The organism is Nitrososphaera sp. (assembly GCF_037447015.1).
GTDB lineage: Archaea > Thermoproteota > Nitrososphaeria > Nitrososphaerales > Nitrososphaeraceae > Nitrososphaera.
The window spans coordinates 63,935-81,857 of record NZ_JBBIHK010000001.1 but is presented as its reverse complement, the minus strand read 5'-3'; the positions used below and the strand labels follow the sequence as shown (position 1 = coordinate 81,857).

The 17,923-nt window shown below is 59.2% G+C and carries 17 protein-coding genes; 11 read left to right on the top strand and 6 right to left on the bottom strand.

The features are described from left to right. Window positions 1-5 precede the first annotated feature (5 nt). The 3 genes from WKI84_RS00415 (at window position 6) to WKI84_RS00405 (ending at window position 2,393) form a co-directional block, all read left to right on the top strand. On the top strand, window positions 6-311 hold the full coding sequence (locus tag WKI84_RS00415) for a DNA-binding protein (RefSeq protein WP_337861532.1): 306 nt from the start codon (window positions 6-8) through the stop codon (window positions 309-311). A 53-nt stretch (window positions 312-364) separates the two neighbouring features. Then, window positions 365-1,423, top strand: coding sequence for a zinc-binding dehydrogenase (locus WKI84_RS00410; protein WP_337861531.1), 1,059 nt, complete (start codon window positions 365-367; stop codon window positions 1,421-1,423). Window positions 1,424-1,493: 70 nt separating this feature from the next. Further along, window positions 1,494-2,393, top strand: coding sequence for a CoA ester lyase (locus WKI84_RS00405; RefSeq protein WP_337861530.1), 900 nt, complete (start codon window positions 1,494-1,496; stop codon window positions 2,391-2,393). On the opposite strand, the gene WKI84_RS00400 is transcribed toward WKI84_RS00405, so the two are convergent. Together WKI84_RS00400 and WKI84_RS00395 are read right to left on the bottom strand one after the other, a co-directional pair. Further along, window positions 2,341-3,297 carry an arsenic resistance protein gene (locus WKI84_RS00400; RefSeq protein ID WP_337861636.1) on the bottom strand — a complete coding sequence of 319 codons (957 nt, stop codon included), beginning with the start codon at window positions 3,295-3,297 and terminating at the stop codon, window positions 2,341-2,343. The two genes, WKI84_RS00405 and WKI84_RS00400, sit on opposite strands and share 53 nt — an antisense overlap. Then, a complete protein-coding gene (locus WKI84_RS00395) occupies window positions 3,260-5,122 on the bottom strand; it encodes a M3 family oligoendopeptidase (protein WP_337861529.1) in 1,863 nt (620 codons plus the stop codon). The genes WKI84_RS00400 and WKI84_RS00395 overlap by 38 nt, the downstream gene beginning before the upstream one ends. 175 nt (window positions 5,123-5,297) lie before the next feature. Here WKI84_RS00395 and WKI84_RS00390 point away from each other — a divergent pair, with 175 nt between their 5' ends. Then, the gene (locus tag WKI84_RS00390; RefSeq protein WP_337861528.1) at window positions 5,298-6,812 is read left to right on the top strand and encodes an AAA family ATPase; all 1,515 of its coding nucleotides are present in this window, start codon (window positions 5,298-5,300) and stop codon (window positions 6,810-6,812) included. 802 nt (window positions 6,813-7,614) lie between these two features. Here the strand turns inward: WKI84_RS00390 and WKI84_RS00385 are convergent. After that, window positions 7,615-8,763 carry a CAP domain-containing protein gene (locus WKI84_RS00385; protein ID WP_337861527.1) on the bottom strand — a complete coding sequence of 383 codons (1,149 nt, stop codon included), beginning with the start codon at window positions 8,761-8,763 and terminating at the stop codon, window positions 7,615-7,617. Between the two features lie 90 nt (window positions 8,764-8,853). On the opposite strand from WKI84_RS00385, the gene WKI84_RS00380 reads away from it, so the two are divergent. Then, on the top strand, window positions 8,854-9,096 hold the full coding sequence (locus WKI84_RS00380) for a DUF167 domain-containing protein (protein WP_337861526.1): 243 nt from the start codon (window positions 8,854-8,856) through the stop codon (window positions 9,094-9,096). A 3-nt stretch (window positions 9,097-9,099) separates the two neighbouring features. On the opposite strand, the gene WKI84_RS00375 is transcribed toward WKI84_RS00380, so the two are convergent. Both WKI84_RS00375 and WKI84_RS00370 read right to left on the bottom strand, forming a co-directional pair. After that, on the bottom strand, window positions 9,100-9,801 hold the full coding sequence (locus tag WKI84_RS00375) for a zinc ribbon domain-containing protein (protein WP_337861525.1): 702 nt from the start codon (window positions 9,799-9,801) through the stop codon (window positions 9,100-9,102). 258 nt (window positions 9,802-10,059) lie between these two features. Next, window positions 10,060-11,709 carry a hypothetical protein gene (locus tag WKI84_RS00370; protein ID WP_337861524.1) on the bottom strand — a complete coding sequence of 550 codons (1,650 nt, stop codon included), beginning with the start codon at window positions 11,707-11,709 and terminating at the stop codon, window positions 10,060-10,062. A gap of 55 nt (window positions 11,710-11,764) precedes the next feature. Between WKI84_RS00370 and WKI84_RS00365 the strand changes: the two genes are divergently transcribed. From WKI84_RS00365 to WKI84_RS00350, 4 genes are all read left to right on the top strand, one after another. Next, window positions 11,765-12,553 (top strand): DNA alkylation repair protein, encoded by a 789-nt coding sequence (locus tag WKI84_RS00365; RefSeq protein WP_337861523.1) that lies wholly within the window; start codon window positions 11,765-11,767, stop codon window positions 12,551-12,553. Between the two features lie 160 nt (window positions 12,554-12,713). Beyond that, window positions 12,714-13,796 carry a spherulation-specific family 4 protein gene (locus WKI84_RS00360; protein ID WP_337861522.1) on the top strand — a complete coding sequence of 361 codons (1,083 nt, stop codon included), beginning with the start codon at window positions 12,714-12,716 and terminating at the stop codon, window positions 13,794-13,796. Window positions 13,797-14,077: 281 nt separating this feature from the next. Then, a complete protein-coding gene (locus WKI84_RS00355; protein WP_337861521.1) occupies window positions 14,078-14,599 on the top strand; it encodes a hypothetical protein in 522 nt (173 codons plus the stop codon). Between the two features lie 259 nt (window positions 14,600-14,858). After that, complete coding sequence (locus tag WKI84_RS00350; RefSeq protein ID WP_337861520.1) at window positions 14,859-15,458, top strand: hypothetical protein; 600 nt, start codon at window positions 14,859-14,861, stop codon at window positions 15,456-15,458. Here WKI84_RS00350 and WKI84_RS00345 read toward each other — a convergent pair. Continuing rightward, on the bottom strand, window positions 15,448-15,657 hold the full coding sequence (locus tag WKI84_RS00345; protein WP_337861519.1) for a hypothetical protein: 210 nt from the start codon (window positions 15,655-15,657) through the stop codon (window positions 15,448-15,450). The two genes, WKI84_RS00350 and WKI84_RS00345, sit on opposite strands and share 11 nt — an antisense overlap. 117 nt (window positions 15,658-15,774) lie before the next feature. Between WKI84_RS00345 and WKI84_RS00340 the strand changes: the two genes are divergently transcribed. Together WKI84_RS00340 and WKI84_RS00335 are read left to right on the top strand one after the other, a co-directional pair. Next, a complete protein-coding gene (locus WKI84_RS00340) occupies window positions 15,775-16,254 on the top strand; it encodes a hypothetical protein (RefSeq protein ID WP_337861518.1) in 480 nt (159 codons plus the stop codon). A gap of 41 nt (window positions 16,255-16,295) precedes the next feature. Continuing rightward, on the top strand, window positions 16,296-17,696 hold the full coding sequence (locus WKI84_RS00335) for a glycosyltransferase (RefSeq protein WP_337861517.1): 1,401 nt from the start codon (window positions 16,296-16,298) through the stop codon (window positions 17,694-17,696). Window positions 17,697-17,923: the final 227 nt, after the last annotated feature.

Sequence of the window (17,923 nt, the reverse complement as noted above, 5' to 3'; positions counted from 1 at the left end):
GAAAAATGTCTGCACCGCCATCGCCACACTACCCACAACAACCCGGCGACGACCCGGAGGCGCGAAGGCGCGAGGCCGAAGCGGCAGCCATGCGCCAGCGGGTGCTTGCGATGCTGCTGGACCCTCAGGCCCGACAGAGGCTGACAAACATCCGCCTGGTCAAGCCAGAGCTTGCCGCCGCGGTGGAGAATTACCTTTTGCAGGCTGCCTCTTCTGGCCGTCTCAACCGGGCGTTGTCAGACGAGGAGCTGAAGCAGCTGCTGCTGTCGATTCAGCAGCCGAAAAAAGATTTCAAGTTCGACAGGCGCTAGTTACCGCCGTACACTAGTTAACTATTTAAGGTCTTTACGGAGCCTTTGCCTTGATGAAGGCAGCAGTATTTAGAGAGTACAACAAGGACCCGACCAAGGTAGTCAAGATTGAGGATATCGACGTTCCCAAGATCAAGCCCAATGAAGTGCTGATAAAAGTAGAGTCCGCGGCTTACAACTATAACGACCTGTGGGCCATATGGGGCGAGCCGGTCAAGACGCCTCTCCCGCACATTTCGGGAAGCGACGTGGCCGGCACCGTGGTCGAAGTCGGCTCCGACGTGATCAAGCTCAAGGTGGGAGACAGGGTAGTTTCGCACTCGAACATGAGCTGCCGTGTGTGCGACGCCTGCACCTCCGGCAGGGAGTACGACTGCAACGACCGCATGATCTGGGGCTTCCAGACGGGCCCGCTGTGGGGCGGCTTTGCCCAGTACACGCACCTGCCAGAAGTGAACGTGGCCAAGATAGCAGACAACGTCTCTTTCGACGACGCGGCCGCAGTCTCGATGGTCGGCATGACCTCCTGGCACATGCTGGTGGGGAGGGCCAAGATCAAGCCGGGCCAGCTTGTCCTGATAATGGGCGGCGGCTCTGGCGTCGGCATGGTGGGCATCCAGATAGCCAAGCTCTACAACTGCACCGTGATTGCCACTGCGGGCAACAAGGACAAGATGGACAAGTGCCTCGGCCTTGGCGCCGACTATGTGGTCAACCACCGCGAGGCCGACTGGTACAAAAAGGTGCGCGCCATCACAAAGGAGCTGAACCAGCCGGGCGTGGACGTGGTGTTCGAGCACATCGGCAAGTCCGTCTTCCCGCAGGAAGTCTCGCTGTTAAAGATGGGCGGCACGCTGGTCGCAACGGGCGCCACGACGGGCTACGACTCGACGATCGACCTCCGCTACCTGTTCTTCAAGGGCACGAACCTGCTCGGCTCGACGCAGGGAACGAAGGCAGAGCTTGAAGACGTGGTGTACTGGGTCAGCAAGGGCAAGATCAAGCCCGTGATCGACACGGTGCTGCCGTTCTCTGACATGGTAAAGGGCCACGTCATGATGGCAGAGGCGCAGCAGTTCGGCAAGATACTGACCACTCCGCAAAAGCTGTAAAGAAAAAGAAGGAAAAAGCGACAAGCTTTTACCTCCTTTCTTTCTTCCCTTTTCTGTCGGTAAAACAGATATGTTGTTCAGGACGCTCATATTCGTGCCGGGGATAAACCCGCGCTTTGTCGAAAAGGCCCGGGCGCTTGCAGCAGACGTCGTCTGCCTCGACCTCGAGGACTCTGTCCCGGCAAACGAGAAGGAGCAGGCAAGAAAGATAATAATCGCCGGCGCGCTCTCGCAGCAAGAGTTCCGCGCTTCCGTCTACGTCAGGACAAACTCGCCGGAATCCGGGCTCCTCGACGCCGACCTGGCTGCGGTGGTGCGCCCCGGCATCGCCGGCATCGTCGTGCCCAAGGTGAACGACGCCGGCGAGGTGGAGCGCATCGCAAACGTCCTGTCAGACCTTGAAAAAGAGCGGGGCATGGCCGCAGGCAGCGTCGCGCTGATGCCTTCCATCGAAACCGCAAGGGGGGTGGTCAACGCGTACCACATCGCATCGGCAGCCGCAGGCGGGCGGGTGAACGCGCTCGTCTTTGGCGTCTTTGATTTCCTGCACGACATGCGGATGGACTATGACGAGTCTGACGGCTCTGGCTACGCGTACGCCCGGGCCAAGATACCGGTCGACGCAAGGGCCGCCGGCGTCGCAGCAATAGACGCGATATGGCAAAAGGTGGACGATACCGACGGCCTCGTCAGGGACGCCGCAGCCGCCAAAAAGCTGGGCTACTCGGGCAAGAGCATCATACACCCCGGCCAGATAGAGCCGGTGCACGGGGTGTTCAGGCCGACCCGGGAGGAAATAGAGTGGGCCAAAAAGGTGGTGGCCGCGCTTGGCGACGCGGCCGAGAAGGGCACGGGCAGGCTCGCAGTCAGGCTCGAAGGGCGGATGGTGGACGCCGTTCATTACAAGCAGGCAAAGGCTATTCTGGAAGCTTCTTCTTCTCCTCCTCCTGATGCCGGCGGCCGTACCTGACTATTACCTTTTTGACTGCCAGTATGTTGACGTAGTAGGGTATGTTGTAGAGCGCGGCAAGTGCCGCCACCTGCGGGCCGAAAAACTGGGCCGCAAACACCATGACAAGCGTGTTGTTCACGTACGTCGTGGCTATCAGCCCCTGCGGCCGCTCGTCTGCCGGCGACGCGGCATAGCCTGCAAGGGCGAGCGCGCCAAAGAGCAGAAACGACGCGGCCACAGTCTGCGCAAGGAAGAGCTGGTCTGAAAAAAAGTAGCCCGACACCGTGGAAAACATGCTGATGTTTATCAGGACCACAAACGCGATGGACAGCGGGAACGAGTTCCTCTCTGCAAAGGCCGACGCCTGTGGCGCATACTTTTTTGTCATCCAGCCTGCGCCAAGCGGTATAAAGAGCGCGGCCGCAAGCAGTAGGACCATCTGCCCAAGCGGTATCTCAAACTCTGAGCCTACAAGCACGTAGACGAGCGACGGCAGCACAAAAGGCACCGCAAGCGACGTGACTGTTATCATGCCCACGATGAGGGGCAGGCGGGCGCCGGCCACGTTTGCGACAAAGGGGGCGCCAAGGCCGGTCGACATGCCGGCCACGAGCATCACGGGCAGCGCAAACGGCCTGTAGAGCGCAAACGTCACCGCGTACGCCGCCACCGGCAGAGCCACGAGCTTTACTGCCGCAAGCACGGCCAGGCTCTTTGGCCTCGAAAAGGTGGCGACCACGTCCCTGGCGTCCAGCTTTAGCAGGTTGAGGAACAGGAGGGCGCCAAGCCACACCAGCAGGTACGGCCCCACCATCTTCCCGGCGTCCGGCACGAGCACGCCGGCAGACATCGAGCCTGCAATGGCGGCTGCGAGCGCCCAGTCGTTAGCGCGCCCTGCTGCTGCCGCCACCACCACCGCCACCGGCAAGCTCCTTCAACTGCTGCACTTTATCCCTGACAAGGTCGAACCCCTGCTGCCAGAACTCGACGCGGGTTATGTCCATCTTGCCTGCGTCCATCAACAGCTCTTCCGGCTTGCGAGAGCCGCCTGCCGCAAGTATCGACAGGTACTTTGGCACAAACGATTCCCTGCCCTCGAGCGCGTACTGCCTGTACAGCGACAGCACGAGCAGGTTGCCAAACGAGTACGCGTACGTGTAAAACGGCGTGTGGTAAAAGTGCGGTATGTAGAGCCACTCCCACTGGAATTCCGGCGACACCGCCACTGCGCTGCCAAACTGCTCTGACAGGTTGTCTTTGTAGGTTTCAGAGACCTGGTCGATGGTCGCGCCCTGCTCTCCGATGGCCCTGTGCGCCTCCACCTCAAACAGCGTGAAATGCGCCTGCCGCATGATGGTCGCGTACATGTCGTCTATCTGCTCTGCAAGCAGCAGCCGCTTTTCTGCCCTTGTCATCCTGGCCATCAGGCGCTCGTTGAGGAGCATTTCTGCAAACACGGACGCAGTCTCGGCAAGGGGCAGCGGCGCGTGCGCCACAGTCACTGGAAGGCTGGATGCAAGCATGCTGTGCACGGCGTGGCCGAATTCGTGCGCAAGCGTCGACACGTCGCGCATCCTGCCGTCAAAGTTGAGGAGCACGTAGGGGGTCATCGAAGGCGTCACGGTGTGGCAGAACGCGCCGCCGCGCTTTGCCTTGCGTATCTCCGAGTCGACGTGGCGCTCTGCAAACACGCGCTCTGCAAGGCTCCGCACCTTCGGGTGGAAGTCGCCAAAAGTGTCAAGCACCGTCGACACGGCCTGGCCGTACGTGAACCTTTTGCCAGACCTCTTTGTGGAAAGGGGCGCGTACAGGTCGTACCTGCGCAGCTTTTTCAGCCCTAGCAGGCGCGCCTTTTCCCTGAAATAGTCGTGGAAGACCTGCGCGTTCTTTTTGCACGCGGCGAGCAGCGCCTCGACGGTGGCGTCGTCGAGGTTGTTTGAAGTGTTGCGCACCGATATTGGGGTCCTGTATCCCCGCATCGTGATTGCCTCGTCGCGCCACTCTGTCACGATGTTCTGGTAGATCTCGCCCAGAACGCCTGCGTTCTTTTTGTACGTCCCAAGCAATGCTTTGTACGCGGCCTCCCTCTCTGCCGGGTCGGCGCTCCTGACAAGCGACACCAGCTTTTCCTTGTTGTCAAATTTTCTCCTGACGACTTTTTTCTTTTTGCCGCCACCACCACCTTGGCGCCTGATCTCCATCTCAAACTCAAAGGCGCTTGTCATCTTGTCGTATATCTTGACCAGCGCGCCGGTCCCCGTGACTTCAAGCGTGTTTATCACCTTTTCTTCCGGCTCTGTGAGCGCGTGCCTTGCCAGCAGGCGCTTGTGCCGCAGGTATTCCCTGTACACGGGCGGCGCAGACCCTATCAGGCGGCTGGCGTTTGTGTCGTCCACCTCCTTTTTGAACCAGAGGTCAAAGAACAGCAGGCGGTTGCTTATGCCCGCCGCCATCTTGTCCATCCGGGTCACCAGCGCCGAGGCCTCGTTTGAAGCCGTGTTGGAGTAGTAGCGCAGGTGCGCATAGCCGGACGCAATGCCCACCTTTTCATAGATCTCCTCAAGCTCGTGGATCATCTGCTCAAACTCTGCCGCCGAAATGTCGGGCCGCAGGGACGGCCTCTTGCTTTCAAACGCCCTGACCTTTGCCTCTATCGAATCGAGGAAGACTTTGAAATCGTCGCCTGCGGGATCCCTGACGAGCCCTGACAGGTCCCACTGGCCGACCTTGAGGTTTGCAAAATTCACGGCAAGACTAGGCCGGGTCGACCAAATATGTATTCTTGTCTCTGTCGTCGCAGGGCCGTGTGCGCGTTTCCAGGCTTCTACAAATACAAGCGTAGTTGTATATCTTTTCTAGTTCTTTTAGGTCTGTCTGTGGGAGGGATCAGCTGCAGAGAGAGAGGGCGAGAGGAGATACCGCGTGGTCGACAGGGCCGACATCGAGCGCATGATAGCAGAAGTGGAGGATGAGGCCGGCAGGATGGTGGCGGCAGCAGCGGCAGCCATGGGACCGGTTGTTCCCGGCCCGGCGGCAACAACAACCACAGCAGCGGCAGCGGCGGTGGTGGGCAGGGAGGCTGAAGCAAAAGAGCTCGTGCGCCTCCTGGTCGGCGGGCTCGCAAGGGGGCGCGCCACACCCTTCGTCTCTGTGTACGGGCGCAGCGGCTCGGGCAAGACGACCCTCGTGAAATTCGTGTGCGAGAGCCTCGCCTCCTGCAACAGCGGGCGCCTGGCCGGCCATGTGGCGGTCAACCTCAGGTCGGCCCGCACCGTCTTTGGCGGCGCGTGCGCCATCCTGAGGGAGCTGGGCGGCGGAAAAGGCCCGGACGCGGCGGCAGTGACGGCGGCAGTGGCGACGGCGGCGACGACCGCCACAGCCGGTGCCATGGACAGGGTGGCGCATGCTGTAGAGTCGCTTCTGGCCCGCGGCGGGCTCTTTGTCCTTGTGCTGGACGAGTTTGACTCTGTCTTTGCGGACAGGCGGGGCAGGCCGTCTGACTTTGTCTACCGCCTGCTGGACATGCAGGAGCGGCTGCAGCAAAAGGGTCTGCTGATGTCCATCGTGGCAATATCAAACAGGGCGGTGTTGTCCGGCTACGAGCTGGATGACAGGGTGCAGTCCCGGATAGGCTCTGCGGCCGAGGTGCCCTTTGCCGCGTACTCGACAGGTGACGTGGCCCGGCTCCTGATTGCTGCTGCAAACGACGGCAGCGATACCTTGGCAGTTGCACCTGGCTGCGACCCCGGGGTTATAGAGCACTGCGCGGAGATATGCTCCGACGAGCACGGCGACGCCCGGCGCGCGTTCGAGCTTTTCAGGGTTGCGTGCCAGCTTGCCCGCCTGCGGGGCGACAACAGGGTGACAAAAGCGCACGTGGATGAGGCGCGCGACCAGCTGCAGGAGGACAGGGTAAGGGCGGCTCTGGCCGGCGCCTCCCGCCATGCCAGGGCCGCGTGCATGGCCCTTGCGCGCATATCGTACCTGACCGGCCAAGAGTGGCACGCCACGTCCGTGATATACGGCCAGTACTGCATCGCGCTTGGCGCCGATTCAAAACCGCTCACGTACAGGCGGCTGTCAGAGATCCTGCGCGAGCTTGCAGACGCAGGCGTCGCAGAATCGTCCGCCCTGTCGCCGCCGAGGGGCGGCATCAGCAGCAGCGGCGGCTACGGCACGCGTTACCGGCTCACTCTGGCGCCCGAGCTGATGGGCAAATCCTGTTCCCCGGCACCCGGCTGGTGGGAGGGCATCGAGAAGGCAAAAGAACAGCACGACATGGAAGTGAGGATAGCGCACAGGAGGCGCTTTGAGATAGCGCACAAGTCAGCCGAGGATCCGTCTTACGCCCAGTCTGCGGCGGCCATTGCCCGCAGCGTGGACATGCAGCACAGGGCTTGGTGGGAGGATTTTGTATGGAGGGAGGGGGCCGGGTAGCCAGCTAATCTCCTACCTGCAAATTCGATGGTTCCGCTTACCAGTGGTTTTTGCAGTCCTCTGCAATGTACGCAAGAGGGAGAGAGAAAACGGAGAGAGATTGGGAATGCCGCCTTTATCCATCGACCATGTATATGTGCAAAACTGCCCTTCTGCCGTCCGTATGGCAAAAAAATATCATCTTCCTCGCCCTGCCTTCAGGCACACATCTGCCATGTCTAAATGAACTAACAAGCGGAATAGAGAAAATGCACAGCTGGCTTAAATAATCGAAATTCCATATGAAAGTCACTCGCATAAAAAAGCGGGTTTCAGCATGGACGAACGGAGACGAGGCGAGCAATATGCGCGCGCCGGGCGAATTTGGCCCGCTACGCTGTGCATGATAATGCCTCCTCCCCTTGCTGTCTATCTATTCCATTCCATTCTATTCCTTTTTCGTCTCCTCTTGAAGGCGCTCCTCATCGCCCTCTGCATGCTTTCTCCACCCCCCACTCCCGCCAGGTACTTATCGTCTGGTGCCTGAGGCGGGGCCCCGCCACTGTCCCACTCGCTCCCCCCCTCCTCCACCAGATAGGCGTACTCGCTCCCCTGTCCTTTCCTTCTTGCTCCTGATTGATGTAGACCATTCCCACCTTTCAAGAGAAAAAAAGTTGGCAGAGTGAGAGAGTGTACAATGACCGGCGGTAACTCGGCCGTCTAGTGTGCCAGCCTGGCTGCGGTGGGCTTATCCTTGCCGGTTCAGGCGCTAGGTCAACGTCTTGGTTTGCGTATGCGCAACAAATCTTTTCTTGGAAAAAAATCACTGGAGGCCGGTGGCGCTGACCTGTTGCTGCTGCCTCACGAATATGGAATATGATGTGGCGTCAAACTGCTCGCCTTTTGCGTCCTTGAACATCACATAGAGCGTATAGACTCCGTCCTTGTTTATCGCCGGCTTTAGGTCAAAGCTGATGTCTATGGCGCCGTCCTGGTCCTCCCAGCTCTCCGCCTCTATCACCGTGTACGTGTCAGGCTGCTGGTAGCGCATGCCGCCTGGCAGCGGCGCAAACACGGACGCCGCAAGCTCGCCGGCGCCGTACGATATCATCTTCTTGTTGGCCTGGTACGCCGCAGGCGACGGGTGCTCGTCGTAATACACCACGACGTGGTCGAGCCTGGCGCCGTCCCCCGGCGCGTCGCCGACAATGTTCACGTACCCGTCGTCGGCCTCCACCTCGAGGCCATAGTCGTTCTCAAAGTTCTGCACAAGGGCAAGGTAGTACTCGTCGTAGACTATGCCTATGCTGACCTTGGTGTGGTGCGGGTCCAGTATGTTGTCCCTGTGCCCGTTGTCGCAGCATTCCTGGTCGTTGTACATCATCTCGTGCTCAAGCTCGTCGAGCGCCTTGGCGGGGTCTATCCTCTCGCACAGGATCATGGTAGACACGCACCTGTCGTACTCGTCGGGGCCAAAGCCGGCGATGGCCACGTTCTGGTGCACGCTCCCCTTGCCGCCCATCTTGGTGTAGGTCATGTAGGGCTTTTCGCCGTTGCTCATCCAGTGCGATATCTGCTTCATCTTGAAGACGTCTTCCGCGTGCGCCTGGGCCGCCTCGTTGTCGCTCAGCTCGACAGGCGCCAGCCCAAACTCCCGCCTGTCCTTGTTGATGGCGTCGAGCATGCGCTTTACCAGCTCGTCCTTGGGCACGGTCTCCGGCCCCACGGCAGGCGGCCGCAGGATGGTCACCGCGCTCCCCACCGGATTTTCTTTCTGGTTAAAGATGCTGGGATACATGAAGACGACTGCGACTATTGCTATCGCTGCAATGCCGATTACAGCCGCCCTTGCTATGCCCTTCATCGACCTTTCCCCCGCGTACGGGTTTGCAGCCCCGCACGTCGGGCACGACTCGCTGTATGCGCTGTACCTTGCCGCGCACACTTCGCAGTCGATCCAGAGCTCAGTCACGTCTCCAGAAATGCGGCTAAAGTGCATTTAATGGTTTACGCAGGGCGGTTCTACAACTTTTTATAGCGTCCACCGGCAGCTCCTTTTGCAGTGGTCCTGCGGCGGCGCTATCTGGTGACAGTCAGGTTCTCCGGCGACGGCCGGCTGGAGGTCACGGAGGGCGACAACTCTATCATCATACAGGTGTCGATCAAGTCGCCTCCCGAGCGGGGCAGGGCAAACCGCGAGCTTGTGAAAAGGCTCGCACGGCACTTTGGGGTGCCGGAGCCCAGCGTACGCATCGTGTCGGGGCTTGCGTCGCGCAAAAAGGTGGTAGAGGTCAACTATTGCTAGCGATCACTGCAAGCGGGTGCCGCACTCGCCGCAGAACTTGACCCCCGGCTCTGCCTGCTTGCCGCAGCCTGGGCACGAGGCGCCTGCGATCTGCGCGCCGCATTCCCAGCAGAACCTGGCCTTTTGCACGCTTGCGTGGCAGTGCGGGCAGGATGTTTTGTCGCCGGCAGCAGTTGCTGCTGTCGTCGTTGCGGTGGCGGCAGTAATAGCAGCAGCAGTAGTAGTAGCCAGAGCCCTGCTTGAATGCTCCTTGCACGCCTTCTCTGTCTCGTCAAAGCAGTACTTGCAGGCCCACCTGTTGCATACCGTGCAGCGGCCAAAGTGCGCCTTGGCCTCCTCCTGCCCGTCCTCAAACGCGCGGTCATGTTCCACGTGCCACTCGGCTGACATGTGCCCGTACCTCTTTGCCAGCTCGTCTGCCACGTCGCCTGCGCTCTTGCCTGTCCTGTCCAGCTCCTGCTCGGTCACGGCGGCCTTGGTGCCGCTGCCGTAGGACGCGCCCACTCCGGGTATCTTGGCCGCGATGGTCGTGCCCACGCCGACGCCCCTGCCGATGAGCCGGGCGATTCCTGCCTTGTTGCCAGATTTTGAAGGGACGAACCTGGTCTTGTACCCGTCGTCTGAAAAGTCGCAATAGAACGTGAACTGAAAGCCCGCCTCAGTGCTGTGGTCCTCAAACCTCCTCACGAACGATTGAAGGGACATTGCCTGTGCGCCACTAGGCTCTGCGTTTTCCTTGTTCTTAAGCATTCTCCCATAAAAAATCACCATCAGGAATATCTTTTGATATTTTGCTGGCCTGAGCAAATAACTGTCTGTCTGACTGCCGCGGCGCCGGCTCCACATGGCGCTGTCACATGCCATAGTGCATCGCCAGAGAGATGGCTTTTGCAAAAAAGTCGCACTGCAAAAAGAGGGATAAAAGAGGAAGGGAGGAAGGAGAGGAGGCGCAAGTCCTCCTGCCTATGCCTCCACGAACGGGCAGTTCACCACCACTCCTGCTATCTCTGTGGTCAGCCGCCCTGCTTCTGCTGCCGCGGACACCTGCTGCGCTGTGGTAAGAAATCTTGCCTGCCCTGCATCCGACCACGTGGTCGCAAGTATCCTCCAAAGCGGGCTGTACAGGTCGTCGCCAACGTTGCTCCCTGCGATGCTCGCCTGGAAGCCCATTGGGCCGGTGCCCTTGATCCCGTTTGTGAACACCCACAGGTCAGACGATGCCCCGGACACGAGGGCCGAGCCGGTCTTTTCCACGTACACGACGCCCAGCGCGTCTGCCACCTCCTTGACCGACGCGTCCGTCGCGATGTAGTAGATGGTGGAGCCGTCCGGAGCAAACCCTCTGTGCGCCACGAACGTTACCTGCATCTTGCCGGCCGTGTCGATGGCAAGCACCTGGCCGCCGCCGTACGGCGCGTCGTCCGACAGCTTTTTGTCCTCCCGCACCTTGAGCGACTCTCCTTCTCCCCACTGTACGAACGGGCAGTTCACAACCATCTCTGTCGACGTCACCTTGACTTCGCCCCTGGATGACGCGTCGAGGACCTCGGCCTCTGATTTCAGCTCCCTGGGTGTGGTGCCCGCATTCCACTCGACCGTGTTTACGCGCCAAAGCGGGCTGTATTTCGAGTCGCCCGGCTCCGAGTCTGCCACGTTTGGCTGGAATCCAAGCGGCCCACCGCCCTCTATCCCGTTAGAGAACGCGTAAATGTTTGCAAGCGACCCTGCCGGCGCAGAGGCAAGCGAGGGCGCGTACGCGACCCTAAAGCCCGTCACCCTGGTCAGGTGCGCTGCAAGCTCCCTGTCCGACGCCTCGGTGGATATGTAAAACACCTCGTGGCCACCGGCGTAGCCCCTTGTAAGCGGGATCGTCAAAGGCACGCTCGTCCTGGTCAGCTTTTTGCCTTCCATCATCATCATTGTCGCCGACGCAGATGTCATCATCGAGCCGCTGCTGCCATCATGCCTAGGCTGGCTCACCGTGCCATAGATGGGAGTTGAGCCAAAGTGGCCGCCGAGAGCGGATTTGTCTATCACGATGGTGATGACTGCCCTGTTGCTCACGGTTATGGTCAGCGGAACGCCGTCCGCTATGCCGTCCTTGGTGGACACAGCCGCCCTGCCCTCAAGCACCAGCCTGTTGCCCTTCTCAGAAACGTTGCTGCCGCTGTCTGCCACAAACTTTGTTATGGTGTGCCTGTGCGCGCTGGTGCCGTCCACGGCCACCATGTTTATCCTGGCGCTAAACGCCACTGCTCCTCCCCTACCGTCATCAGTGAGGCGGAGCACCCACGTGCCTGACTGGATCCATTCCGGGCTGCCGTCGCCGCCGGGCTGGACGCTTGATATGCTGCCCCTGAGGAGCTGACTTTTTCCTTTCTCCGTCATCCTTTCCTCTTTTTCCTCTGCCATCATCATCATTGTCGTCATCTTGCCGTCACCGTCACCGTCGCTGCTGCTGTTGCCTGCTGCTGGCGCGGCAAATGCGGCCCTCGCAAAAAAAGGTCCTGCTGGCAGGGAAAGCGCCAGCGCCGACGACAGGATCAAGGCCGCTGCAAGTGCCGACAGCAGCACCCGCAGCCTCTTGCTCTGGTTGCCTTTGTCGTTTTTCATTGCCGCAGCATGCGCAGATATTATAAAATGCATTTTTCCAAATGATTTCCAGATCTTGTCCACATCGCGGCCGACGACGACAGCACCATCGTCATCGTCATCATCATCGACAGCAGTACAAGAGCTGAGAAAAGAGATGCGCAGGCTCGCAGACCCGAAAAAGGCAGAGGCGCTGAGCCGCTTTTTCAAGACCGGCAAGGGCCAGTACGGCGAGGGCGACGTTTTCCTGGGCATCGTGGTTCCCCGGTCGCGCCTGCTTGCCAAAAAGCACGCCGGCCGCCTTGCGCTTGCCGACATAAAAGAACTGTTGCATTCTGCAGTGCATGAAGAGCGGCTCGTCGCCCTCCTCGTCCTGGTCGACAGGTACAGGAGCGACCCGGAAAACGTCGCCAGGTTCTACCTCGAAAACCTCGGGAGGGTGAACAACTGGGACCTGGTCGACCTCAGCGCGCCCAAAATTCTGGGCCCGCATCTGGAGCGCGTCGGTAAAGGCAAATCGTCTGATCTCCTCTGCCGGCTCGTACGGTCTGAAAGCGTCTGGGAGCGGCGCGCCGCCATGGTGTCCACGCTGCACTTTATCCGCAAGGGCGACTTTGCAGACGCCCTCAAAATAGCCGGGATGCTCCTTTCAGACAGCCACGACCTCGTACACAAGGCGGCTGGGTGGATGCTCCGGGAGGTGTACAAGCGCGACCCTGCCGCGGCGGAAGCCTTTCTGGAAGAAAACTGCGCCAGGATGCCAAGGACGATGCTGCGCTATGCCGTGGAGAGGATGCCGGAGGGCAGGCGCCGGCGCTACATGGTGGCGGCGGCTGCCAAAAGAAAAAACGACAATGCCGCGTAATTTTCCAGTACCAGAGTGGCTTGCAAAATTGTGCTATGGTTGTATAATATAATATAGTTTGTCCGGCTTGTTATGCAATAATAATATGTTTTTATTCAAAATATACAAAATTTCGGCTGGATATATATGCCCGTAATGCCGCGCCGCGGTCGGGGTTGTAATGGGACCAAAATTACGGCGCAAGGGAAACCTGTACGTGACCATTTCTGCGGCATTTGCCTTCCTGCTCATTGCAGGGAGCGCGGCTGCCGCAATGGCAGAACCAGCTACCGTGAATGCAGAGACAGTGACAGGCGGCATCCCGCTCCACATGTGGACCACCGCCGCAGAGAGCGGGGCAAGCGGTTTCACGCCTTTTGTTGCAACAGCACAAGATGCCACAGTCACAGTGCACGACTATGCCCAGTACGTCTTTGACCACTGGGAGGACGGCAGCACGGACCGGACCCGGTCTGTGGCGCAGGGCGCATCATCATCAACAACAACAGCAGCAACAATAATGACTGCCTACTACAGGGTAGAGCCGCCCTCTATCCGTGAACTGCTGCCCAAGACCGGCATGTACGTGGCGCTCTATTCGTACCCCGGTGGCGACTCGTGGGCGCAGTGGCAGCGGGTGATAGACGCCAAGAACGCCCACCCGTCGGTGCCCTTCGTGGTGGCAATCAACCCGTCAAGCGGGCCGGGCAGCCACAACCCAGACGGCAACTATGAAGCCGGGATCAAGGCCATGAGGCAGGCAGGCGTCATAGTGCTTGGCTATACGTATGACGGATACGGCGCAAGGCCGGCGCAGGACATCAGGGCAGACGCAGAAAAATACGCGCGGTGGTACGGGCTGGACGGCCTGTTCATCGACGAATTCACAAACAGGCCCGGCTTTGAGGGCCGCTACCGCGACATCACCGCCTACGCCAAGTCGATAGGCATGAAGATGACCATGGGCAACCCGGGCACAGACGTGCCTGCAAGCTATGTCGGGACGGTGGACGTTCTGAACATAACAGAGGGCAGGGGCTACATGCCTGTATCGTGGCTGAACGGCTGGCACCAGGACTATGACAAGCGCAACTTTTCGTACATACGGTACGACGTTGGCTGGCTTGACACCAGCTTTGTCAACGAGTCGTCCAGGTGGGTTGGGCTGATGTACATACACACGGGCAACGACTCTAACGGCAGGTGGTTCTCGCTGCCGCCGTACCTGGAATCTGCCGTGGCCGCGCTGGACAGGCAGCAGTAGTAATAGTAATACTGCAACGGTAGAGAAAGCAGCCACAACAGCCATCAGCGACGAGCGGCTCGAAGAGAGGCAGATGCCTCGCCGCACCGCCTCGTCTCTCCTCCTCTTCATCGTCTATTTTTTCCTTACCTAACGCGTTATTGTTACAATGTTGTAGAAGATAGTTGTTATCAATAAATTTAGAAGATGATTGCAACAGATTCAATATGCCTCTTTGCATGAAAAATATTACTTTGCAGGAAAAACATAATAGTTCAAAACGTGCACTCTATCTTTACACCATGAGCAAGGATTCTAACGAGAGCATCACCTTCCGCATAGACTCTCGCAAGCTAGAGGTCCTGCGTGGCAACGCCCAGGAAAACCAGGTCAGCCTCAACACGCTCGTAAACCAGATACTCACAAGCTACATCGAGTGGGACATGATAGCGGTCAAGGCTGGATATGCCACGCTTCAAAAAGACATCCTGCGAGAGGTGTTCAACGCCGTGGACGAGGAGACGCTGAAAAAAATAGCCGTCAAGACGGCAGACTCGTCGAAGGACCTTTTGCTCCTCATGATGGGCCAGGTCACGCTTGACGCCTGCTTTGCCATGCTCCGCAACAGGGCCAAAAAGTCCGGCTTTACATTCAGAGAGTACGAGGAGGGCGGCACGCGCAAGTTCATACTCCAGCACGAGATGGGGCGCCACTGGTCCGTGTTCTTCAAGGCCCACAACGAGCGGATGATAAACAACGCCGGCCACAGGGCGCACGTCGATTACACCGACAACATGATCGTAATTACCGTGGAAGGCGTGTAAAATGAAACGAATCAGGACAGCCCTGCTGCAAAAAACGATTGCAGTACTTTGCAATGAAATTTCGCATGTCTAACCGAATGTACCCTGACTGCTTATAACGTTGAAGCAGTCTAACAGTTATTAGTCAAAGGCGGTGTCCCATACGCCTTTGCAAGTCAACGATGCAACCCCACCCCCTGCCTTCCCCGGGCAGGGGCACTCTTTTACATACGATAGAGCCGCAAAGACTTTTAGGCATAGCCGATTGTCCTGTATTGGTTTGGGCAGGATCGCAGACGAGGAGGAGGATGACCCCGGAGGCGTGCAGGGCGGCAGGACCGGAGGGGGAGGGGATGGAGAGGGCAGCGTCAGGATCACCTTCAGCCTCGGCCCTGAGCTGGGCGGCATGCTCCGGAAGGAAGCGGACGCCTCCGGCGTGGGCGTCAGCACGTTCCTGCGGCAGGTGCTTGAGCACTATTTCAGCTGGACCGCGACTGCCGCAAAGGCGGGCTTTATCCCGGTGCCCAAGCAGGTCCTTGCCATGGCGCTTGAGAGGCTGACCGAGGACGACGTGTCAGCCATAGCCGAGGAAGTGGGCCGAAGCTACGCCAAAGAGATCCAGCTTTTGATGCGCGGCAGGTTCACGCTCGAAGGGTTTCTGGAGAATTTCGAGCTGTGGGCCCGGGAGGGCGGCATGGCCTACCGCAAGAGGATGGAAAACGGCATATACGAGTTTGCGCTGCAGCACTCGCTTGGCTACAAGTGGTCGCTCTACCTCGCCAAGCTGTGCGAGGTGGTGTTCTACGAGTCTGCCAGAAAGACGGCCAAGTTCGACCTGGCAAGCAACGGCTTTACGTTCAAGGTGAGCGTCAAGAAGTAGGATCAGTGGAAGACGACGATGACGGGGCTTCAGATGAAGAAGAAGCAGCAGTGGCGACGGTTCCTTTTCTCTCCTGTATCTTTGGGTTCGGGCTTGTCTGGTCGTTCCTGCGGGCCACCTGCTCGTGCTCATCAGGAGTCATTTCTCTCGTCTCCGACCCCGGCTCTCCCGGCTCGCGCTTTTTCGGTTCCGTGCGCACGGCAGGGACAACAGACGCCAGGAACGATTTAAAGGGCTTGAATTACCTGCACGAGTTTTAAGATAATGCAATAAGCCGGGGCAAGACTCCTAAATACGATTTTTACGCTTTTACCTTATGGTTCTCAATTTTTCGAGGTCGCTAGTGTCTTCTCTGGTCTTTGCCCTGGCCGTGCTGGCCGCAGCAGCATTGGCTGCGGTAGGGGTGGTGGTTCCAACAGTGGAAGACGCGCACGCGCAGGGCGGGCCCGCGCTCCCCGCCGACGGGGGCAGCGCGGTGTGGTGGGCCATAGTCTTTGTCGTCAGCCTGCTCGTTTCGACCGTGATAATCTACGTCGCTTCAAAGCTCTTTGGGCAGGAGGAAGGGATAGGCAGGGCGTTTGTCGCGGCCATCGTGGGCACCGTAGTCTATTCGGCCGCGTATTTCCTGCTTGGCACCGGCTGGCTTGCCGCCATAGTGGGCGGCATAGTGTGGCTGCTTGCGCTGAAATGGCTCTACGACATCGGGTGGCTCAAGGCGCTCGGGATCGCCATAGTGGTGTGGATAGCCGCGACCGTCGTCGGGTTTCTGCTCCCGACCGCGCCGGGGCCCCTGTAGCAGCGTGTATGCGGGAGATGACCTGTGTGGAAAGAAGAAAAATGATGATGCGGGCAAACGTGATACACACAGACCTGAACCCGTGCGGAGGCGCCGAGAGGCTGGCCGTGGCGACCATGCAGGCGCTCTCGCAGATGGGGTTTGAGATCGACTTTACGGTGGCAAGGGCGCCGGACATCAGGTGCATCGAAAAGGCTTTTGGTGAAGATGCAGCGCGGGTGCTCCGCCAGGTCAGGGTGGTCAGGATGGGCCGCCTGCCGCTGCTGCAGAAGCAGAGGAGGGCGGCAGCCGACATGGCAACGATGACTGTGACGGCTAGGACGGCAGCGGCGGAAAACGAAAAAGGACACTCCTCCTCCTGCAGCCAGGTCCGGCAACAACAGCAGCAACAACAGCAGCAGTACTATGACCTCTTTGTGAACACACACGGCGACGTGCTCCCGTACTATCTGCCGCAGTTCACCCGGGCAAACGCCATCACGTACTGCCACTACCCCGTGGCAGCCGAGTACGTCCGGGACAGGCTGCTCCCATACATAGAGCACATGGAGAATCTGGGCCTTGTGGATCCTGCAGGCGACCGGGAAAAGGTCTGGGGCGAAATCCTGCGCCATTACCTCCTGATGCTTGAAAACTCGCTTGTGCTCACGAACTCGAATTTCAGCAGGCAGGCAATCAAGGCGCTCTGCGGCGTCACGCACGAGCCGATCGTAGTTGCCCCGCCAGTCAACGTGGAAGAGTTCCAGACGCCACCACAGCCAGTGGCGTCAGCCGCAGCAGCAGCAGCGGCAATGGCAGGAGGCGCTAGGCTGCCGCAGCGGTCGCCCCGGGACGACGTCGTCCTTGTGGTGTCCAGGCTGAACCCGTCGAAAAAGCTGGAAAACGCCATCGAGCTTGCATCACTCCTAAAAGAGCGGGGCATCTGCGCCGGGGGCGTCGTCATAGCAGGCAACCTGGGCCGGGGCGACGTATGCGGACAGGAATACCGTCGGCGCCTTGAAGACATGATACGGGCGCGGGGGCTTGCAGGTTATGTGCAGATAAAGACAAACGCAAGCCTGGCAGAGCTGAAGGCGCTCATGCACAGCTCAAAGATCTACTTTCACACCATGCCTGCAGAGCCTTTTGGGATATCGGTGGCTGAGGCGATGAGCGCCGGCCTGATACCCGTCGTGCCGGACATCGGCGGCCAGGCCGAGTTTGTCCCGCGAAAATACCAGTTCCGTTCGCTTGAAGAAGCCACTGCGATAATCGCCGGGTCGCTTGGAGCAGACGACAAAGAGCGGGCAGTGATAAGCGGTTCAGTCAGGCGCTTTTCGGCATCCGAGTACATCCGGTCTCTCCAGGGGCTGGTAAGGGAGCTGGTGGCCGCACCAAGCCCGAAACAGATAGTGGCGCAACAGCAACAGCGGCACGGCTCTGCTGCAGCAGCCGCGCTATAGCCGGGGCAGGCTGTTTTTTAGCAGATGATTTGCCTTTACGGCAGCAACGGCTGTGACTTGCATTTCCTTGCATACCCTGAAGCGGAGAGCAAGGAAGCATGCTCTGCAACAACTATCGCCTGGAATTTTGGCACATGCACGCGCTATATTGCCGGTGAAGACGAGCAACAGCTGCAATTGACTATTGCTTTCACTGAAACTTGTTCTGTGCTGCCATTCTGCAATTG

Excerpts from the sequence above, each read along its gene's own strand:
- WKI84_RS00415 (WP_337861532.1), top strand. The coding sequence starts at position 6 with ATGTCTGCACCGCCATCGCCACACTACCCACAACAACCCGGCGACGAC.
- WKI84_RS00410 (WP_337861531.1), top strand. The coding sequence starts at position 365 with ATGAAGGCAGCAGTATTTAGAGAGTACAACAAGGACCCGACCAAGGTA.
- WKI84_RS00405 (WP_337861530.1), top strand. The coding sequence starts at position 1,494 with ATGTTGTTCAGGACGCTCATATTCGTGCCGGGGATAAACCCGCGCTTT.
- WKI84_RS00375 (WP_337861525.1), bottom strand. The coding sequence starts at position 9,801 with ATGTCCCTTCAATCGTTCGTGAGGAGGTTTGAGGACCACAGCACTGAG.
- WKI84_RS00370 (WP_337861524.1), bottom strand. The coding sequence starts at position 11,709 with ATGAAAAACGACAAAGGCAACCAGAGCAAGAGGCTGCGGGTGCTGCTG.
- WKI84_RS00360 (WP_337861522.1), top strand. The coding sequence starts at position 12,714 with ATGGGACCAAAATTACGGCGCAAGGGAAACCTGTACGTGACCATTTCT.
- WKI84_RS00355 (WP_337861521.1), top strand. The coding sequence starts at position 14,078 with ATGAGCAAGGATTCTAACGAGAGCATCACCTTCCGCATAGACTCTCGC.
- WKI84_RS00340 (WP_337861518.1), top strand. The coding sequence starts at position 15,775 with ATGGTTCTCAATTTTTCGAGGTCGCTAGTGTCTTCTCTGGTCTTTGCC.
- WKI84_RS00335 (WP_337861517.1), top strand. The coding sequence starts at position 16,296 with ATGATGATGCGGGCAAACGTGATACACACAGACCTGAACCCGTGCGGA.